This is a genomic window from Gelidibacter sp. (assembly GCF_039916245.1).
GTDB lineage: Bacteria > Bacteroidota > Bacteroidia > Flavobacteriales > Flavobacteriaceae > Gelidibacter.
The window spans coordinates 1-20,095 of record NZ_JBDSLS010000084.1 but is presented as its reverse complement, the minus strand read 5'-3'; the positions used below and the strand labels follow the sequence as shown (position 1 = coordinate 20,095).

The 20,095-nt window shown below is 37.6% G+C and carries 13 protein-coding genes and 1 pseudogene; 5 read left to right on the top strand and 9 right to left on the bottom strand.

From position 1 onward, the window contains the following. Positions 1–10: 10 nt before the first annotated feature. The 4 genes from thrC to thrA form a co-directional block, all read right to left on the bottom strand. Positions 11–1,312 (bottom strand): threonine synthase, encoded by a 1,302-nt coding sequence (gene thrC / locus ABIQ28_RS04015; RefSeq protein WP_348035461.1) that lies wholly within the window; start codon positions 1,310–1,312, stop codon positions 11–13. Positions 1,313–1,372: 60 nt separating this feature from the next. Then, the gene (locus ABIQ28_RS04010) at positions 1,373–1,729 is read right to left on the bottom strand and encodes a four helix bundle protein (RefSeq protein ID WP_348035459.1); all 357 of its coding nucleotides are present in this window, start codon (positions 1,727–1,729) and stop codon (positions 1,373–1,375) included. A gap of 72 nt (positions 1,730–1,801) precedes the next feature. Then, positions 1,802–2,725: a homoserine kinase gene (locus ABIQ28_RS04005; RefSeq protein ID WP_348035488.1), complete on the bottom strand. Its 924-nt coding sequence runs from the start codon at positions 2,723–2,725 to the stop codon at positions 1,802–1,804. A gap of 113 nt (positions 2,726–2,838) precedes the next feature. After that, positions 2,839–5,283, bottom strand: coding sequence for a bifunctional aspartate kinase/homoserine dehydrogenase I (thrA, locus tag ABIQ28_RS04000; protein WP_348035458.1), 2,445 nt, complete (start codon positions 5,281–5,283; stop codon positions 2,839–2,841). A gap of 280 nt (positions 5,284–5,563) precedes the next feature. Between thrA and ABIQ28_RS03995 the strand changes: the two genes are divergently transcribed. Next, complete coding sequence (locus tag ABIQ28_RS03995; protein WP_348035457.1) at positions 5,564–7,108, top strand: NAD(P)H-hydrate dehydratase; 1,545 nt, start codon at positions 5,564–5,566, stop codon at positions 7,106–7,108. A 71-nt stretch (positions 7,109–7,179) separates the two neighbouring features. On the opposite strand, the gene ABIQ28_RS03990 is transcribed toward ABIQ28_RS03995, so the two are convergent. Further along, complete coding sequence (locus tag ABIQ28_RS03990) at positions 7,180–8,217, bottom strand: TlpA disulfide reductase family protein (protein ID WP_348035456.1); 1,038 nt, start codon at positions 8,215–8,217, stop codon at positions 7,180–7,182. A 124-nt stretch (positions 8,218–8,341) separates the two neighbouring features. On the opposite strand from ABIQ28_RS03990, the gene hutH reads away from it, so the two are divergent. After that, positions 8,342–9,853, top strand: coding sequence for a histidine ammonia-lyase (hutH, locus tag ABIQ28_RS03985; protein WP_348035455.1), 1,512 nt, complete (start codon positions 8,342–8,344; stop codon positions 9,851–9,853). Between the two features lie 104 nt (positions 9,854–9,957). Here the strand turns inward: hutH and ABIQ28_RS03980 are convergent, their stop codons facing one another. After that, positions 9,958–10,329: a hypothetical protein gene (locus tag ABIQ28_RS03980; RefSeq protein ID WP_348035454.1), complete on the bottom strand. Its 372-nt coding sequence runs from the start codon at positions 10,327–10,329 to the stop codon at positions 9,958–9,960. Between the two features lie 84 nt (positions 10,330–10,413). After that, a complete protein-coding gene (locus ABIQ28_RS03975; protein WP_348035453.1) occupies positions 10,414–12,963 on the bottom strand; it encodes an ATP-dependent Clp protease ATP-binding subunit in 2,550 nt (849 codons plus the stop codon). Between the two features lie 258 nt (positions 12,964–13,221). Here ABIQ28_RS03975 and gyrA point away from each other — a divergent pair, with 258 nt between their 5' ends. Both gyrA and ABIQ28_RS03965 read left to right on the top strand, forming a co-directional pair. Next, positions 13,222–15,795, top strand: a complete 2,574-nt coding sequence (gyrA, locus tag ABIQ28_RS03970; protein ID WP_348035452.1) for a DNA gyrase subunit A — start codon at positions 13,222–13,224, stop codon at positions 15,793–15,795. 25 nt (positions 15,796–15,820) lie between these two features. Beyond that, a complete protein-coding gene (locus ABIQ28_RS03965) occupies positions 15,821–17,095 on the top strand; it encodes a tetratricopeptide repeat protein (protein ID WP_348035451.1) in 1,275 nt (424 codons plus the stop codon). Between the two features lie 54 nt (positions 17,096–17,149). Here the strand turns inward: ABIQ28_RS03965 and ABIQ28_RS03960 are convergent, their stop codons facing one another. Continuing rightward, on the bottom strand, positions 17,150–17,899 hold the full coding sequence (locus ABIQ28_RS03960) for a C40 family peptidase (protein WP_348035450.1): 750 nt from the start codon (positions 17,897–17,899) through the stop codon (positions 17,150–17,152). Between the two features lie 96 nt (positions 17,900–17,995). Beyond that, complete coding sequence (locus ABIQ28_RS03955; RefSeq protein ID WP_348035449.1) at positions 17,996–19,174, bottom strand: acetyl-CoA C-acyltransferase; 1,179 nt, start codon at positions 19,172–19,174, stop codon at positions 17,996–17,998. Positions 19,175–19,304: 130 nt separating this feature from the next. On the opposite strand from ABIQ28_RS03955, the pseudogene ABIQ28_RS03950 reads away from it, so the two are divergent. Next, positions 19,305–20,095, top strand: a pseudogene (locus ABIQ28_RS03950) (phosphohydrolase); the annotation flags it as partial.

Genomic DNA, 20,095 nt, shown 5'->3' with positions numbered 1-20,095 from the left:
CCTCTTTCTGTTAAAAGATTGAATTGAGAAGAACCTCTTTCAATTCGTCATAGTGTGTTATTGGAATTGATTTTTTCTTCTTGTCCATGACGGCTTCAATTTGTGGTGGAAGTGCAATGTTTTCTTTAATCACCTCGGTTACAATATCCAGGAATTTTGTAGGATGTGCGGTTTCTAAAAACACACAATGTGCATTGGGGTTGTTTTTCAAATACGCCTTACAGCCCAAATAACCAACAGCGCCATGTGGATCTGCAACATATCCGAAATCCTCGTATAATTCTTTTAAGGCTTCTCGGGTGTCATCATCAGAAAAACTATAAGAGGACAAATTAGATTTTAGCGCATTAAAGTTGTTTTTATAAATCTCTTGAATCCTGATAAAATTACTCGGATTACCGACGTCCATTGCATTGCTGATGGTTTGTACGGATGGCTTTGGTTGGTAAAGTTGAGTAGTGAGATATTCCGTTACCACATTGTTTTCATTATTTGAAGCGATAAAATGATGAATGGGCAAACCTAGTTGTTGTGCCATCATTCCGGCGCAGATATTCCCGAAGTTCCCACTTGGAACCGAAAACACAATGTTTTTATGTGTTTTATGAAGTTGTTTATAGGCAAAAAAGAAATAGAACATTTGTGGCAACCAACGCGCAACATTGATTGAGTTTGCCGATGTCAATTGCATAATACTAGTCAATTCTTCATCTAAAAATGCACGTTTGACCATATCTTGGCAATCATCAAATACGCCATCCACCTCTAAAGCGGTAATGTTCTGTTTAAGCGTCGTCAATTGTTTTTCTTGGATATCGCTTACTTTTCCGCTGGGATATAAAATGACGACTTCAACACCTTTAACTCCCAAAAAACCATGGGCCACAGCGCCGCCAGTATCTCCCGAAGTCGCCACCAAAACGGTCACTTCTTTGGTGTTGTTCTGATTGAAGTAGCCTAAACAACGTGCCATAAATCGAGCGCCAACATCTTTAAAGGCCATCGTTGGTCCGTGAAACAATTCTAAAGTAGAGATGTTTTTATTAATCTCCACAACTGGAAAATCAAACGACAAGGTTTCTGCAATAATTTCTTTTAAAACAGCCTCAGGAATATCAGGACTTACAAATTGCTTTATCGCTTCAAAAGCAATTTCTTCATAAGGTAGCTCATCTATTTTTTCAAAAAAAGAAGCGGGGAGCGGTGTAATATGTTCAGGAAAGTAAAGTCCTTTATCTGGTGCAATGCCTCTAATAACTGCTTCTTTAAATGACGCGTTTGGGGCTTTTTTGTTGAGTGAGTAGTAGTTCATGTTAATTGACGTGAGACCGGAGACGGATGACCGGAGTCAGTGTCGATAGGTCATTTATTTTTATTTAATTTTATTTCTAAATGCGATCATCATATTCATCAATTCATAAGATTTTTGATATAAATTGTCGAACTGAGTTATATTTAAATAATTTCTTTTATTTGCTTTATAAAGACAAGTCACGACTTCAGCTAAGGAGCGGATGGCGTAACCTATAAATTTCTTTTGTTCAGGATTGCTTTGTCCAATTGAACCTTCTGAAATATTCAATGCTATAGAATCAGCAGCACGTCTTATTTGTGAAGATAAATTAAACCTCTCTTTATCAGGAAAGGCTTCTGTCAAAACATCAATTTCCTCACCCAAATCCATGGCTTTTTGCCAAATAATCAGTTTTTCAAATTTAAATTTATGCATAATTCATGATTGTTTCCTATACCTCCTCGGTCATCGGTCACCCGTCATCGGTCACCCGTCATCGGTCCATAATTATAAAACTCTAATTCCTTCCGTATTGATCCGCGACACATGCGTCTCAAATGCAATGTCCGTTTTCGCATAAACCGCTCGCATCGCATTTTCTACGCTTTTCGCATTCTCTAGACCTCTAGAAAGTGCAAAAACAGATGGTCCGGCGCCGGAAATGCTTGTACCTAAAGCACCATTAGCAAGTGCCGCAGCTTTTACCTCTGCAAAATGTGGAATCAGTCTACTTCTGTGCGGTTCTATGATAACATCTTGTAATGCTCTTTTTAAAAGGTCGTAATCATTGGTATGAAGCGCATGAACAAAACTCCCTAAATTGGCCCATTGTGTGATGGCATCTTTTAAAGGGAATTCCTTAGGTAAAATTCCTCGGGCGTCTGAAGTCTTGATTTCTATTTGTGGATGAATAATGGTCGCGTAAATATCCTTTGGGGTTGGTAATTGTAAAATTTCCAAAGGCATAGTGCTTCTTACTAAGGTAAAGCCTCCAAAAATTCCTGGCGCCAAATTATCAGCATGCTCACTGCCGCTGGCCAAAGCTTCGCCTTTCATAGCGAAATCGGTAACTTGGGTTTTATTATATGGGCGTCCTAAAAGTTCGTTGATGGCAAACACACTTCCGGCAGCACTGGCGCTACTGCTGCCAATCCCGCTTCCTGGTTTAATTTTTTTGTAGATCTCAATCTCAAAGCCAAAATCAGGTTGGGCATGCGCAATCATTGCTAAAGCGGAAACGCCAGCGACATTTTTTTCTGGATCAAGCGGCAAATCAAACCCTTCGATTTTAGTAATGACAATGCCTTTTTTTGCTGTTTTTCTGATGATCATCTCATCGCCAATCGTATCCAAGCAAAAGCCGAGCACATCAAATCCGCAGGATACATTGGCCACCGTTGCCGGTGAGAATATTTTGATTTCATTTTTAATCACAAGCTTTATTTAAAATTGTTGATTGCTGATTGTTGATTTTCCCGAATGTGTCGACCGCCAACTGTGGACTGCCAACTGTGGACTGCCAACTGAAGACTGAAAACTGCCGACTAGTTTCCGATCCTAATAATATCCGCGAACAACCCAGAAGCTGTGACATCAGCGCCTGCGCCTGCACCTTTAATGATCATCGGTTGTTCAGGGTAGCGCTGTGTATAAAACATGACGATGTTATCTTTTCCTTTCAAATTGTAGAAGGGATGATCTTTCGGAATTTCCCTCAAGCTCACTTTAGCCTTTTTACCGTCAAATTCTGCGACATATTTCAGTTGACAGTCGTTCTTTTTAGCTGAGGCGTAAAGTTTTTGAAAGTGTGTTTCATCTGCAATTAAAGTGTTGTAAAAATCATCCACCGAATCACTTTTTAAATTATTATCTGTTAAAAACGAGGTGTTTTCAATATCCTCCAAATTCATTGGAGTGCCACTTTCTCGTGCCAAAATCAAAATTTTTCGGGCGACATCCACACCGCTCAAATCGATTCGTGGATCTGGTTCGGTATAACCTTCTTTCTGCGCTTGTTTGACGACATCGTGAAATTTGGAAGTATCATCAAAATTATTAAATACAAAGTTCAAGCTTCCAGAAAGTACCGCTTGAATAGAAGTTATTCTATCTCCAGAATTAATTAAATGATTTAAAGTGTCGATTATTGGTAAGCCTGCGCCAACATTGGTTTCAAACAAAAATGGTGCATTGTACTTTACCGACAATTTTTTGAGATTGCTATAGTTTTCAAAGGTGCTGGAACAGGCAATTTTATTACAGGCTACGACTGCAATACTTTCTTTAAGATACTCCGCATAAATTTTTGAAACATCCTCATTTGCGGTCACATCCACAAATATACTGTTACGTAAATTGAGACTTTTGATCCGTTCTAAAAAGCCTTCCAAAGTAGCTTTTTCGCTTAAGGCCAAATCCTCTTTCCAGGATTTTAAAGACAGTCCAGATTCATCAAAAATCATGTTTCTGGAATTTGACAAACCAATCACTCTCAAGTTGATTTTCAATTGTTCTTTTAGATGTTTTTTCTGTTGATGGATTTGCTCGACAAGTCGCTCGCCCACATTTCCAACACCAGTGATGAACACATTCAACTGCTTGGTCTGATCTTCAAAAAAACGTTCATGAATAGTATTCAATGCTTTTTTCACATCTTTTTCAGCAATCACTGCGGATATATTTTTTTCTGAAGCACCTTGGGCAATGGCTCTAATATTGATATTGTTTTGTCCCAATGTGCTAAACATTAGCCCACTGATTCCTTGGTGGTTTTTCATATTGTCACCCACTAAGGCTATGATCGATAAGTCTTTTTCAACAATAATCGGATCGATTTTATTTAAGGAAATTTCATTTTCAAAGGTCAAATTAATGCTTGCTGCTGCAACGGTTGCATCTTTTTCATCAATCCCAAAACAAATGGAATGTTCTGAAGAGGCTTGTGTAATGAAAATGACGTTAATTTTCTCCTGCGCCAAAGTTTCAAAAAGACGTTTTGAAAACCCAGGAATCCCCACCATACCTGTGCCTTGCAAAGTCAATAAAGCAATATTACTAATGTTGCTGATCGCTTTTGCAGCCTTTGAAAAGCCATTGGTCTTGTCATTTGTCACGAGCGTGCCATAAGCATCTGGGTCGGATGTGTTTTTAATATGGATCGGAATATTCAAGCTTAAAACCGGTTGAACGGATGGCGGATACAGCACTTTTGCTCCAAAATGCGAAAGTTCCATGGCCTCTTGATAAGATAGCCTTTCAATAGGGTAGGCCTGTTTGACAAGTTTTGGATTGGCCGTGTACATCCCGCTGACGTCCGTCCAAATTTCCAAGCGGTTCACTTTTAAGGCTGCTGCAATAATAGCGGCCGTAAAGTCGGAGCCACCACGTCCTAAAGTGGTAATTTCGCCAGATTCAGATTTTGAAATAAACCCAGGAAGTATGGTTATTTTTTGATCCGCATTCTTAAAATAATCAACAATATTGGCATTGGTAATTTTGAAATTAACTTCAGCCTTCGTAAAATTATTATTGGTCACGATAAGGTCCTGACTGTTTTTTCTAACCGCGTTCAAATGATAGCTTTTCATGGTCTCCGCAAGGATATAAGAAGAGAGCAATTCTCCAAAACTCACTAATTTATCTGAAGTTTTGGGAGAGAGTTCATTGATAAGATAAATGCCGTCCAACAAACTTTTTAAGCTCGCGAGTTTGTTTTCAATATACTCTTTTACAGTTTCGTTTGGCTCGGAAATGAGTTCAGATAAAAGATTTAGATGAATGGCTTTAATTTGCTTAAATTCTGAGAGATAGCTTTCATTTTTTTGTTGTGCTAATTCACCTGCTTTCAATAATTTATCAGTAATGCCGCCAACTGCTGAGACAACGCAGATAGCGGTTTCTTTTTGTGAATAATTATCGAGAATATGAATAACTTTTTTAATGTTTTCTGCGGAACCAACAGAGGTTCCTCCAAATTTTAATACGTTCATGATGTGTTGTATTCTGGATTAAATGAAAAAATAAAATGAATGGAAAAATGTTCGACGAGATAAAATATAACAATTAACCCCAAGGGGTAATAGTGTTATAAGCGGTCGTGCCTTTAGAAGAAATAAAGGTCATGAAAACATTTTTTGTGAGTTGTAAAGTATACATATCTTAGTCTATACCTTTCAAAAGTATTATTTTTACTTAAATAAAAAAACTTATGGCGCATTATTAAAAGGAAAACATAAATTATTAAATATATCTTAAAAAAGGACGATTAAAATGAAGATATTCTCAAAAGAACAAATCTATAAAGGCGATCAATTAACGACTCAAAAACAAAATATCAGTTCTACCGAATTAATGGAGCGCGCTGGGATACAAATCTTTAATTGGATTCATCAACGGATGCAAGGCGCACAAGTACCCATTCACGTGTTTTGCGGTATTGGCAATAATGGTGGCGACGGTTTGGTGATAGCACGACAACTTCTCGATTATGGGTATAATGTGCATACCTATATAGTGAATTGCAGTGAAAAACGCACTCAGGATTTTTTGATAAACTACGACCGGATTAAACAAACCACCAAAAAGTGGCCAACAATGCTTAATTGCCAGGCTGATTTTCCTGCAATCGGAGCTGAGGATATTATTGTAGATGCTGTTTTTGGAATCGGAATCAATCGGCCAGCGAATGAGTGGGTCAAAGGATTGTTTCAGCATTTTAGGGCTTCCAAAGCATTTACATTAGCGGTTGATTTGCCATCCGGACTATATCCTGATGAAGTTCCTGAAGATGAGAATGGCGTGGTTTGGGCAGATTATACCCTGAGTTTTCAGTCTCCAAAATTGGTGTTCTTTCTTCCAGAGACTTCAAAATATACGGTGCAATGGGAAGTGATTGATATTGGTATTGATTCCGATTTTTTGCAAAACACAGAAACGGAGGTCGAGCTCATCGGTAAAAATGAGATGTTGCCCATCTATAAACCCAGAGAAAATTTTTCGAATAAGGGCACTTATGGCCACGGATTGTTAATTGGCGGAAGTTATGGTAAAATAGGAGCGATGATCCTTTCAGGAAAGGCGGCATTGGCAGCTGGAGCTGGTTTGGTGACTACTTTTATTCCTAAATGTGGATATATCCCTTTGCAATCTGCTTTCCCTGAAGCCATGGTCATTACGGACGCTGATGAAGAGAAGCTAACGGCTATTACATTTGACTTTAAGCCAACTGCGATTGGAATTGGTATGGGAATGGGAGCGGATGAAAAAACGCATCTGGCATTTCAGCAGTTTTTAACTTCCAATACCGCACATTTGGTGATAGATGCTGATGGAATTAATCTGTTATCAAGACATAAAGATGATTTGAAATTATTGAAACCTCAAACGGTGCTCACACCACATCCTAAAGAATTGGAACGTCTTATTGGCAAATGGAAAAACGATTTTGATAAGTTGAAAAAAGCGAAAGCCTTCTCAAAGAAATATGACTGTATTCTGGTTATTAAAGGTGCCAACACCATTACTGTTTTTGGTAATAAAATGTATATTAATTCTACCGGCAATCCTGGATTAGCAACGGGAGGTACAGGCGACGTGTTGACGGGCATAATAACCGGGCTTATTTGTCAAGGTTACGAACCTTTGAGCGCAGCCTTATTTGGGGTTTATTTACATGGTAAATCGGCAGATATCGCCGTGGAAGATTATGGTTATCAAAGTATGACTGCTAGTCATGTAATTGATTATTTGGGACAAGCTTATCTTGACTTGTTTGCAAAATCTTCGGCAGAGGCTCAAACAGATCCGGGTAAGTAAAATCTCAAAATAAAAAAACCGCACTTTAATAGTTGATTAAAGTGCGGTTTTCAAGAAGTGTTAATGAAAGTTTAGATACTTAAACTATCAAATAACTCTACCAATTTTTTACTTGAAGGTCTTGGTGCATTCGCATCTACCACATTGCCATTTGGATCGATTAAAATAAATCTTGGAATACCTTGAATGTTATAGCCTTTAACAAAATCTGATTCCCAGTTTTTATCAGAAAACAAATGGATACCAACCAAATTATCTTCTTTGACCATTGTTTTCCACTTATTCTTAGCAACTTCAAGATCGCCACCACCACTTCTCATAGCGTCATCAACCGAAATGCTCACAAATTGAATGTTTTTATCTTTGTATTGTGCTTCTAACTTTTTTATGGAAGGTATTTCAGCAATACAAGGTCCGCACCAAGTCGCCCAAACATCTACATAAACGTATTTCCCTTTTAAATCATCTAAAGAGGTCGTGCCACCTGCAAAATTTTCGTAGTTTTTAAACGTTGGAGAAGGGGAACCTGCTGGAAATTGCTCTCTAATCGCAATAGTTTCTAAAAAGTAATTTTCATACATTCCCATCATAGGATCCAAGTTTCTATTGGCCTGAACCAAAAGAGTGGAATCAATGGCTTTGTTACTATTATAAAAATCGTTCAGCTTATTCTTGATAGATGCGATTTCTATTTTCAAATCTTCTCTATTCAAGCTGCTTAACTTATCCTGATCCAATAATTCTTCCTGCAACAATTTATGCTCCGCTAAAAAGTTATTATGTTCAGATCCTGTTCCTGTAAATTTGATGGTTTTATCAAAATCGCTGGCATCAACATCCATCGTCAGTTCATATCCGTTTTTTAAGAAGATAGGAGTGGACGCTTTCCCATCATAGATTGCAAAAACTCCAGGTTCATTTATTTTAAGCGTATCCTTAAAAGTACCATCAGCATTAACTTTAATGGTTTTGGTGTAAGTTCGTGTTCCCACTAGGAGGGAGTCACTGTTCTGGTTGGTGATTTTACCAGAAAAAGTAACATAATCTTTAGGTTCTTGCTTACATGCCACAATAGAAAGTGCACATAAGACAATAAATATTTTTTTCATCGTTATAATTTTAAGTCTCAAAAGTAACAGTTTGAATACATATTTGCAGGTTTTTTTATTAATTATTAACATTTGTTGCATAATGTAAAGGTTATGCTGATTTTTGGGCTCAGAAATAAAATCCATGACATTAACACATTCCATCTCTACAAAAACATTAGAATTATCTACTATAAGCGATATCCTTTTTTATGATAGAAAGTTAGAACTTTCTGAAGAATCTATTACCAAAATCAATAATTGCCGTAAATATTTAGATGAAAGAATGCTCGGGCAGGATGAGCCCATTTATGGTATCAATACAGGTTTTGGATCTTTGTATAACGTTAAAATATCTAAAGATAATTTGACGCAGTTGCAAGAGAATTTGGTCATGTCCCATGCGTGCGGTATTGGAGATCAAGTGCCAAATGCTATTGTGAAATTAATGTTATTGCTGAAAATTCAATCTTTAAGTTATGGTCATAGTGGCGTACAACTGGAAACCGTTTTGCGTTTGGTTGACTTTTATAATCACGATATTTTACCCATCATCTATACACAAGGATCTTTGGGAGCATCCGGAGATTTAGCGCCTTTGGCGCATCTGGCCTTGCCTTTAATTGGTAAAGGCGAAGTGTTTTATGAAGGACGCATAAGAACTTCACAAGAAGTTATGGACGAATTTAATTGGCAACCAATTACCTTATTGTCAAAAGAAGGCTTGGCACTTTTAAACGGCACCCAGTTTATGAGTGCTTATGCTGTTCATTTATTGTTGAAATCCTATAAACTATCTTATTTGGCTGACTTTATTGGCAGTATTTCTTTAGATGCTTTTGACGGACGAATTGAGCCTTTTAATGAATTGGTGCATTTGGTCAGGCCTCATAATGGTCAATTGAAAACGGCCAAACGCATCCGGGAATTTCTGGAAGACAGCGAACTTATTTCACAAAAGAAACAACATGTTCAAGATCCGTATTCCTTTAGATGTATGCCACAAGTGCATGGCGCTACCAAGGACACCCTTGAATTTGTTCATAAAACCATAAAAACAGAAATTAACTCCGTTACCGACAATCCGAATATCTTTATTGGGGAGAACGAAATTATCTCTGGCGGAAATTTTCATGGCCAACCTTTAGCATTGGCATTGGATTATTTGAAAATTGCCATGGCCGAATTAGGAAACATCTCTGAACGACGAATCTATCAACTCATTTCGGGATTGCGCGGACTTCCAACATTTTTAGTGGATAATCCCGGATTGAACTCTGGTTTTATGATTCCGCAATATACCGCTGCCAGTATTGTAAGTGCGAATAAACAGTTGGCCACACCAGCAAGTGTCGATTCTATTGTTTCTTCAAACGGTCAAGAGGATCATGTGAGTATGGGTGCAAACGCCGCAACACAAGCTTATACCTTAGTTTATAATGTAGAGCGGGTTTTGGCTATTGAATTGCTGAACGCCTCTCAAGCCATAGCTTTTAGAAAACCTACAAACTCTTCATCCATAATTGAAGCCTTCTTAAAGAGTTATACCAGTGAAATCAAATTTGTAACGCAAGATGAAATATTTCATGATCTTATCGTAAAATCCATTCAGTTTATTGATAGATTTAATATTGATAATGACTTGCTTTTCGATTAAAATTTCAATAGAAATTTCATTTCTAGAAGACATGAAAATCTAGAAAACTTGATGGTCTTAAAAGTCTAAATTTTAAGGGAATAGTAGGGTAGGATAAATTGAACTTATAGCTCTAAGATGAATTTGGCCCAAGATACCGCAGCATTCAGGTCATCAAAAGTTTCGATCGGTTTGTTATTTAAAAACAATTTTTCTACTTCAACATTGGATTTGGCCTTGAAATCTTTTGACACAACAGCGAATCCTTTGAGGTTGCAGATTTTTGAGGTTTCGATATAGGTTGCAGGATCTACTGAATAGGAATTTATGCGATGGGTTATATATACAAAAGACCTGTTTTTGAAATACGCATCCGCTACATTTTTGAGTACGCTATTGTGTTTTGGTTCAACAACTAGTCCTTCATTGATAATAACAATGAGGTAGCAGTCGTAAATATGCATCTCACAAAAGTCAAATTTTAATAAATCTGTCATATTTAAATTTAATCGGCAGCGAAATTAAAACAAAAAAGCATCTGATATTTCACAGATGCTTCTTTTATTTTCAGGAATAATAAGTTATGATTCCGTCTGTTTTACTGGTTTTTCAATCTTAACCACCAATTCATTGGATTCTGAGTCCAAATCCATGGTTATTTTGTCGCCTTCATTGAGGTGTGCTGTGATGATCTCTTCGGCCAAAGTGTCCTCAACGTATTTTTGAATCGCACGTTTTAAAGGTCTTGCGCCATACTCTTTATCAAATCCTTTTTCAGCAATATAATCCTTTGCTTTAGAAGTCAATGTCAGTTCATAACCCAAGTCTTTAATGCGAAGAATTAATTTCTCCAACTCGATATCAATAATCTTATCGATATGTTCTTTTTCAAGCGTGTTGAAGACCATCACGTCATCGATTCGGTTTAGGAATTCAGGAGCGAATGCTTTCTTAAGGGCATTTTCAATAATGCTTTTGGAATTATCGCTAGCCTGGGCAGCTTTTGCTGCGGTTCCAAAGCCGACACCTTGTCCAAAATCTTTCAATTTACGAGCGCCAATATTAGATGTCATGATGATTATGGTGTTTCTAAAATCGATCTTACGTCCAAGACTATCCGTCAAGAATCCATCATCGAGTACTTGTAGCAACATATTAAACACATCAGGATGCGCTTTTTCAATCTCGTCCAATAAAAGTACGGAGTAAGGTTTGCGTCTGATTTTTTCAGTCAACTGTCCACCTTCTTCATAACCTACGTATCCTGGAGGTGCACCAACAAGTCTTGAGATGGCGAATTTTTCCATGTATTCACTCATGTCAATTCTAATAAGCGCATCTTCACTATCGAAAAGTTGCTTGGCCAACACTTTGGCTAACTGCGTTTTACCAACTCCTGTTTGACCTAAGAATATAAATGAGCCAATTGGTTTGTCAGGGTCTTTTAGTCCGGCACGATTACGTTGAATGGCTTTTACGACCTTCGCAACTGCTTCATCCTGTCCAATGACTTTTCCTTTGATCAGTTCTGGCAAATTGGCCAATTTATTGCTTTCGGTTTGTGCGATTCTGTTTACCGGAATTCCGGTCATCATGGAGACCACATCTGCAACATTGTCTTCAGTAACGATTTCTTTATGCAGCTTGGTTTCTTCCTCCCAGTTTTCTTGGGCCACCGCCAATTCTTTCTCTAAACGTTTTTCATCATCACGCAGTTTTGCAGCCTCTTCATATTTTTGCTTTTTGACCACGGAGTTTTTGGTTTCCTTAACCGCTTCCAATTGCTTTTCGAGCTCTAAAATTTGTTTTGGCACATCGATATTCGTGATATGGACTCTGGAGCCTGCTTCGTCCAAAGCATCAATAGCTTTGTCTGGCAAGAAACGTTCGGTCATATAGCGGTTCGTCAACTTTACACAAGCTATAATGGCTTCTGGAGTGTATTGCACATTATGATGTTCTTCATATTTATCTTTGATGTTTTCTAAAATCTGAATGGTTTCTTCAACAGTTGTTGGTTCAACGATCACTTTTTGAAAACGACGCTCTAACGCACCATCTTTTTCAATGTACTGTCTGTATTCATCCAAAGTAGTGGCGCCGATACATTGTATTTCCCCTCTAGCCAAAGCGGGTTTAAACATATTGGAGGCATCCAAACTTCCTGTGGCACCACCGGCACCTACAATCGTATGGATTTCATCAATAAAAAGAATGATATCATCGTTTTTTTCCAACTCATTCATCACGGCTTTCATGCGCTCTTCAAACTGTCCACGATATTTGGTTCCAGCAACTAAACTCGCCAAATCCAAAGTCACAACGCGTTTGTTGAAAAGTATGCGTGACACTTTACGTTGGATGATTCGGAGTGCTAAACCTTCCGCAATGGCCGATTTACCAACACCTGGTTCACCAATAAGTAAGGGGTTGTTCTTTTTACGTCTGCTCAAAATTTGAGAAACACGTTCTATTTCTTTTTCGCGACCAACTACGGGGTCCAGTTTACCTTCTTCAGCCATAACCGTTAAGTCACGACCAAAATTATCTAGAACTGGTGTTTTTGACTTTTTGACACCTTTTGCCGTAGATTGGCTGAATGGGTTTTGTTTCGTTTCATTCTCCTCATTTAAATCGTCATCAGAAAATGACTCCGCCTTTGGAGATTCTGTGTAGTCATCATTGTTAGTTATCATAGACTTGAATTGTTCTTTTACGTTATCATAATCCACTTTAAGCTTGTTTAAAAGCTTTGTTGTTGGATCATTTTCATTTCTTAAGATGCACAATAATAAATGTGCCGTATTGATTGAGGTGCTTTGAAATAACTTAGCTTCTAAAAAAGTGGTTTTAAGCGCACGCTCCGCTTGTCTTGTTAAATGTAGGTTTTTCTTTTCGTTTGATGTCGAAATAAGGCTTGGGTTTGCCGGACTCAAGATCTCCACTTTACGTCGCAAGTGGTTTAAATCAATTTCCAAAGCGCTTAAAATGTCAATAGCTTTGCCATTGCCATCTCTTAGCAACCCTAGCATTAAATGTTCAGTACCTATAAAATCATGTCCCAACCGTAAAGCTTCTTCCTTGCTGTAGGCTATTACATCTTTTACTCTTGGGGAAAAATTATCATCCATATTAAAATCCTTTCTGCATTAAAAATAATGAAAACTACTGTATTAGGGCAAAAACTATACCTTAAATGTTTTCATATTGGCTAAGTGACGAAAAAAACTTCACAATCTCAAAACATTTAACGAGATACTTATTAAATAAAAATGCGGGCTATTGTTAATAAACTATGCCAAAAACACGCGATAAAGTGGCGTTAAAACTCATAAAAGGCTTATCTTAGCACGATTTGAAAACTTACAAAAAATCTAATTAATTTATATATGACAGAAGGAGAAAAAGTGATTCCTATCAACATTGAAGATGAAATGAAATCGGCTTACATTGATTACTCAATGTCAGTCATTGTGTCACGTGCTTTACCAGATGTTAGGGATGGTCTAAAACCAGTGCACAGACGTGTGCTTTTTGGCATGCATGAACTAGGAATTAGAGCAAACACGGCTCATAAAAAATCAGCAAGAATTGTTGGTGAAGTACTCGGTAAATACCATCCACATGGTGATACCTCCGTTTACGACGCCATGGTTCGTATGGCTCAAGATTGGAGTTTACGCTATATGTTAGTGGACGGACAAGGTAACTTTGGTTCCATTGATGGTGATAGCCCTGCAGCAATGCGTTATACAGAAGCGCGAATGCGTAAAATTTCTGAAGACATGTTGGCAGACATTGATAAGGAAACTGTTGATCATCGACTCAATTTTGACGATACTTTACAAGAACCAACCGTTTTGCCTACACGTATTCCTGGACTTTTAGTTAATGGAGCTTCTGGTATTGCAGTGGGTATGGCGACGAATATGCCTCCTCATAATTTAAGTGAAGTAGTTGATGGCATCATCGCTTATATTGATAATCGTGATATCGATATTGACGAGTTGATAACACATATTAAAGCTCCAGATTTTCCTACTGGAGGAATAATTTATGGTTATGATGGCGTAAGAGAGGCTTTTAAAACAGGTCGTGGTAGAGTTGTGATGAGAGCAAAAGCAGTTATTGAAGAGGTTCAAGGGAGAGAGACGATCATCGTCACTGAAATCCCATACCAAGTCAATAAGGCCGAGATGATCAAGAAAACGGCTGATTTAGTCAATGAAAAGAAAATTGACGGGATTTCCATGATTCGTGATGAATCCGATAGAAACGGGATGCGTATTGTTTACGTGTTGAAGCGCGATGCGATTCCTAATATCGTTTTGAACACCTTATATAAGTACACTGCGTTACAGTCGTCTTTTAGTGTTAACAATATCGCGCTTGTGAAAGGTCGTCCAGAATTGTTGAACTTAAAGGATATGATTCATCATTTTGTTGAGCATAGACATGAGGTTGTAATAAGAAGGACTATCTATGAACTTCGCAAAGCAGAAGAACGCGCCCACATTTTAGAAGGATTAATCATTGCTTCAGATAATATTGATGAAGTTATTGCATTAATCCGTTCCTCATCGAATGCTGATGAAGCACGCGAGAAGTTGATTGAACGTTTTGCACTTTCTGAAATACAAGCGAAAGCTATTGTGGAGATGCGTTTGCGTCAATTAACTGGTTTAGAGCAAGACAAATTACGTTCTGAATATGATGAGTTGATGAAAACCATTGAAGATTTGAAAGATATTCTTGATAAAGAAGAACGTCGTATGCAAATCATCAAGGATGAGTTGGCTGTTGTTAAAGATAAGTATGGCGATGAGCGTCGTTCAGTCATTGAATATGCAGGTGGCGACTTGAGCATTGAGGATATGATTCCTGATGAGCAAGTGGTCATTACCATTTCACATGCGGGTTATATTAAACGTACGTCATTGACCGAATATAAAACTCAGAATAGAGGAGGAGTAGGTCAGAAAGCATCTACCACCCGTAATGAGGATTTCTTGGAGCATTTGTTTGTTGGAACCAATCACCAGTACATGCTGTTCTTTACTCAAAAAGGTAAATGTTTCTGGATGCGTGTTTATGAAATTCCTGAAGGTAGCAAAACCTCAAAAGGTCGAGCGATCCAAAACTTGATTAATATTGAACAGGATGATAAAGTAAAAGCGTTTATTTGTACTCAAGACCTGAAGAACGAAGAGTATATCAATAGCCATTATGTCATTATGGCAACTAAAAACGGTCAGGTTAAGAAAACATCTTTAGAGCAATATTCGCGTCCAAGAACCAATGGTATTAATGCCATTACTATTAAGGACGATGATATTTTACTAGAAGCGAAATTAACCACTGGTAACAGTCAGGTGATGTTGGCTCTAAAATCTGGTAAAGCGATTCGTTTTGAGGAAGCTAAAACACGTCCGATGGGAAGAAGTGCTTCTGGTGTAAGAGGTATTCGATTGGCACATGATAAAGACGAAGTCATTGGTATGGTGACTATTGAAAATCCAATGGAAGAATCTGTATTGGTAGTTTCTGAAAATGGTTTTGGTAAACGTACTTATATTGATGATCCAGAAGATGGTGTCGAAGTTTATCGAATTACCAACAGAGGTGGAAAAGGTGTGAAAACCATTTCTATTACTGAAAAAACAGGTAGTTTGGTGGCCATCAAATCGGTAAGTGATGACGATGATTTAATGATTATTAACAAGTCTGGGATAGCTATTCGTTTGGCAGTAAAAAATCTTCGTGTCATGGGAAGAGCTACTCAAGGCGTGAAATTAATCAATTTGAAAGGCAATGATTCTATTGCCGCAGTTGCAAAAGTAATGAGTGAAGAAGAGGAAGAAGTTGAGCTACTTGAAAACGATTTAAATGAATCTGTTGACAATGAGCCTTCTAACGAAGACGGCACAACTCTTGATAACTTAGAAGACGAAAATAATAATTAACACTAAATACTTAAAATAACTAAAAATGAAAAAACAAACGATCGTCGCTTTGGCACTTTTAGTAGGTTCGTTTTCTTTTGCACAAAAGAACGAATTGAAGGACGCTGAAAAAGCCTTAAAGAAAAGTAACTACGCAGAGGCTAAATCTGCAATTAATTCTGCAGAGTCCTTAATTGGAAATGCAGACGACAAAATGAAGGCTCAGTTCTACTTTTTAAAAGGACAAGCGTATTATGCCAACGGTACTGGATCAGGTGCTGATATGGATACGGCCATCCAAAGTTTGGATATGGTGGAAAAGACTGAAGGAAAGAATGGAAAGTATTCTAAAAACGTTCAGGAAATTAAACAAGGCATGCTGACTTCTTTCTTGACCAAAGCAAATGAAGCTTTAGAAAGCAAAAACTTTACAGCTTCTTCTGCCGGATTTGAAAAAGCCTACAGAATGTCAACAAAAGACACCTTGTATCTTTATTATGCAGCTGCAACAGCGGTAAATGGTGAGGATTACCCAGTAGCTTTGAAATATTATGAAGAGCTTAAAAATCTTGGATATAATGGGGTTGAAACGGAATATGTAGCCATTAATAAGACTACAAACGAAGAAGAATCATTTCCTTCAAAGAGTTTGATGGATATTTCTGTTAAAGCTGGAACGCATATTAAGCCACAGGCTAAAAAATCAGCTTCTAAAAAAGGAGAAATTGTTAGAAACGTTGCCTTGATATACATGAACCAAGGAGATAACGAGAAAGCTGTAGCAGCGATGAAAGACGCAAGGAAAGCGAATCCTGATGATTCTTCTTTGATTATTTCTGAAGCTAACATGCAATTGAAAATGGGCAACAGAGAGGAATTTAAAAGTCTGATCCAAGAAGCTTTGGTAAAGGATCCAAACAATCCAGAATTGTTATTTAACTTGGGTATCGTAGCAGCTGAGGCCGGCGAAACCCAAGAAGCTAAAGGCTATTATGAAAAAGCAATCGAATTAAAGCCTGATTATACGGATGTATATAATAATATGGCCGTATTAATCTTAAGTCAAGAGCAAGATATTATTGAAAAAATGAATGCGCTTGGTAGTTCAGCTGCTGACAACAAAAAGTACGATCAACTTAAAGCTGAAAGAACTAAACTTTATACCGATGCGATTCCATATTTGGAAACAACGCTTAAGTTAAGACCTACAGATTTGCAAGCAGCAAAAACCTTAGTGAATATCTATAGCGCTATTGGTGAAACTGCAAAATATAAAGAAATGAAAGCCAAAGTTGAAGCTTTGGAAAGCGGTCAAAAATAATTGTACCGATGGATTCAATAAAAAAATGCTATCTCTTTTGGGATAGCATTTTTTTTATATTACTTTTTTTATGACCCTGAGTTTATGGGTATGCATTTTGACATCACTGTTGTATATTCCAGAATGATCCAATCGATCAATTCTAACTTTTCCATGGGCGTGGATGATGTAATTGTCAGGCATAATGATCCCGACATGCACAATCTGTCCTTCATTATTATCAAAAAAAGCCAAATCCCCTGCTTCACTTTCTTCAATAAAACTTAAAGCTTCTCCTTGTTTTGCCTGTTGTTCCACAGCACGAAACAGTTCGTAGCCATTCAATTTATAAACCATTTGCGTAAATCCTGCCGCATCAATTCCAAAGGGCGTTTTGCCTCCCCATAAATAAGGCGCATTGCGATACATAAAAGCAGTATTTATTAGGTTTGATTTTGGCTGAACGCCTGAAATACAATTCCCATCAAAGGAGTGGTTAAGAAAATTTAAAGCGGCTAAGGAAGATCCCAGTGGAATGGTTAATAATTCGTCATTGGCATCTTGTATAAATTCAATCAAATCGGCCGAAAGTCTTTGCGCACAGTCTATTAATGAATTATAATCTGATTCCGGAATTTCAAGATATTGGTTATTGTCAATCCAACCTTCGCAGCGGTCAAATTCCAAACGGATTTTACTCCATTTTTTTCGTCTTTCAATGACTTTAAAAACATCGCCATATAATACTTGCGAAAGGAGTTCGGTTGTATCCAAAGGTTCAATTCTTAAAGAGACAATGCTTAAATTGGCAATTCCGTAGGTCATCGATGGAGATTGTCTATTGACTAATTTTTATTAAGGATGAAGTAATCGTTATGAGTTGGAGTGGAAATAAGTATTGAAAATATAGAATTAATAATATTATGCACGTTCAATCACAATTGCTGAAGCACCTCCGCCACCATTACAAATAGCTGCTGCTCCAATTTTAGCGTTGTTCTGTTCCAATACATTGATCAAGGTAATGATAATCCGAACCCCTGAACAACCCAATGGATGACCTAAAGAAACCGCGCCTCCGTTAACGTTGACATTACGATCATTCAGACCTAAAATTTTCATATTTGCCAATCCAACAACAGAAAAAGCTTCATTGAATTCAAAAAAGTCCACATCTTTTATTGAAATACCAGCTTTATCCAACGCTTTAGGTAAAGCTAAGGCCGGCGCTGTAGTAAACCATTTTGGCTCATGTGCGGCATCAGCATATCCTTTTATTATGGCCAAAGGTTTTAAACCTAAAGCCTCTGCTTTTTCTCTACTCATTAAAACTACGGCACCTGCGCCATCATTTATGGTCGAAGCGTTTGCAGCAGTTACGGTTCCGTCTTTTGTAAAAGCAGGTCTTAATGAAGGTATTTTATCCAGGCTTACATTCGTGTATTCTTCATCTTTAGAAACAATCACAGCATCTCCACGACGCTGAGGCACTTCTACAGGTACAATTTCATTATCAAATTTTCCGGCATCCCAAGCGGCTGCAGATCGTTTATAAGATTGGACAGCAAAAGCATCCTGATCTTCTCTACTGAATTCATATTCTGTTGCACAAGCATCAGCACAAACCCCCATAGCATTGTCATCGTAGGCATCAACCAAGCCATCTTTTTGCATCCCATCAATCAATGTTGCCGGGCCAAATTTTGTTCCCGTACGCGCGTGAAAATAATGAGGAATCAAACTCATGTTTTCCATACCTCCAGCAACAATAATATCAGCATCGCCCAAAGCAATCGCTTGCGCTGCTTGCATGACTGCCTTCATTCCTGAAGCACATACTTTATTGACCGTTGTACAAGGTACAGTATCCGGAATCCCAGCATAAATAGCGGCTTGACGTGCAGGCGCTTGTCCAGCTCCTGCTTGTACCACATTGCCCATTATCACTTCTTGCACCAATCCTGGATTAAGATTGATCTTATCCAAGGCGCCTTTTATGGCTATAGCTCCTAATTTTGGAGCAGGAATTGTAGATAAGGCTCCTAAAAAACTACCGATTGGAGTTCTAGCTGCAGACACAATAACGACTTCTTTGCTCATTTCTAATGGGTTTTAATTTGATTGGTGCAAAATTAAACATTTTTTAATTGATTTTGGGACGAAACCTAAGGTTAAACCGACAAATGCTTTTATATTTTACTACTTTTGAAGGAGAATTGATAAGATTTTGATGAAAAATATTATAAACAAGTGGTACAAGAATCATTCACTTATTTACAAAATTATCCTATTTATTGGGACAACGTTTCTAATTGTTTACCTCTTTCCTAAAAGTGGAAAGTTCAAATACAATTTTGATAAAAACAAACCCTGGCAATCTGAAAATCTGTATGCGCCATTCGACTTTGCTATTCAAAAATCGCCAGAAGAGTTAGAAAAGGAGAAATCGGCCATTATTGAAAATAGTGCCATTTATTTTGATATTACCGAGGAAGTCAAGGATTTTGTATATGACGATTACAACAAGAAGTTCAATGCTACCTTTAATGATTCCTTGGGTCGTAAAAAAACGGAGTTGTACAAAATCGGTAAAACGGTACTTAACGAGATTTATAAAAATGGTGTTTTAGAAGAGGACTACAATTATCCCAATGATAAGAATGTGGTGATTTTGGATGGCCAGAATCAGATAGCTTCTACGACCTATTCAGAACTTGCTAAAATAGACGCCTTTCGAAAACTCTTGGAAAAGCAACTTGAAGAAAAAGGAAATTCGAATTTTAGTTCGGTATTTGTGTCCCTGTTTTTTGATTTGATTGAACCCAATTTGAAAGTCAATAAGTCCATGACCAAAAATGCATTGGATGAAGAGTTGAATAAAATATCGACTACTCATGGCAATGTTGAACGAGAAACGCTGATTATCGCTAAAGGCGAGCTGGTGGAAGGTCATAAATATGACGTTTTAAAATCGTTGGAATCGGAATACGAATCTCAGGTTTGGAGTTCTTCCAATTACAC

Bases quoted from the DNA above. Each gene is read 5' to 3' on its own strand.
- thrC (WP_348035461.1), bottom strand. From the start codon at position 1,312: ATGAACTACTACTCACTCAACAAAAAAGCCCCAAACGCGTCATTTAAA.
- ABIQ28_RS04010 (WP_348035459.1), bottom strand. From the start codon at position 1,729: ATGCATAAATTTAAATTTGAAAAACTGATTATTTGGCAAAAAGCCATG.
- thrA (WP_348035458.1), bottom strand. From the start codon at position 5,283: ATGAACGTATTAAAATTTGGAGGAACCTCTGTTGGTTCCGCAGAAAAC.
- ABIQ28_RS03995 (WP_348035457.1), top strand. From the start codon at position 5,564: ATGAAGATATTCTCAAAAGAACAAATCTATAAAGGCGATCAATTAACG.
- ABIQ28_RS03990 (WP_348035456.1), bottom strand. From the start codon at position 8,217: ATGAAAAAAATATTTATTGTCTTATGTGCACTTTCTATTGTGGCATGT.
- hutH (WP_348035455.1), top strand. From the start codon at position 8,342: ATGACATTAACACATTCCATCTCTACAAAAACATTAGAATTATCTACT.
- ABIQ28_RS03980 (WP_348035454.1), bottom strand. From the start codon at position 10,329: ATGACAGATTTATTAAAATTTGACTTTTGTGAGATGCATATTTACGAC.
- ABIQ28_RS03975 (WP_348035453.1), bottom strand. From the start codon at position 12,963: ATGGATGATAATTTTTCCCCAAGAGTAAAAGATGTAATAGCCTACAGC.
- gyrA (WP_348035452.1), top strand. From the start codon at position 13,222: ATGACAGAAGGAGAAAAAGTGATTCCTATCAACATTGAAGATGAAATG.
- ABIQ28_RS03965 (WP_348035451.1), top strand. From the start codon at position 15,821: ATGAAAAAACAAACGATCGTCGCTTTGGCACTTTTAGTAGGTTCGTTT.
- ABIQ28_RS03960 (WP_348035450.1), bottom strand. From the start codon at position 17,899: ATGACCTACGGAATTGCCAATTTAAGCATTGTCTCTTTAAGAATTGAA.
- ABIQ28_RS03955 (WP_348035449.1), bottom strand. From the start codon at position 19,174: ATGAGCAAAGAAGTCGTTATTGTGTCTGCAGCTAGAACTCCAATCGGT.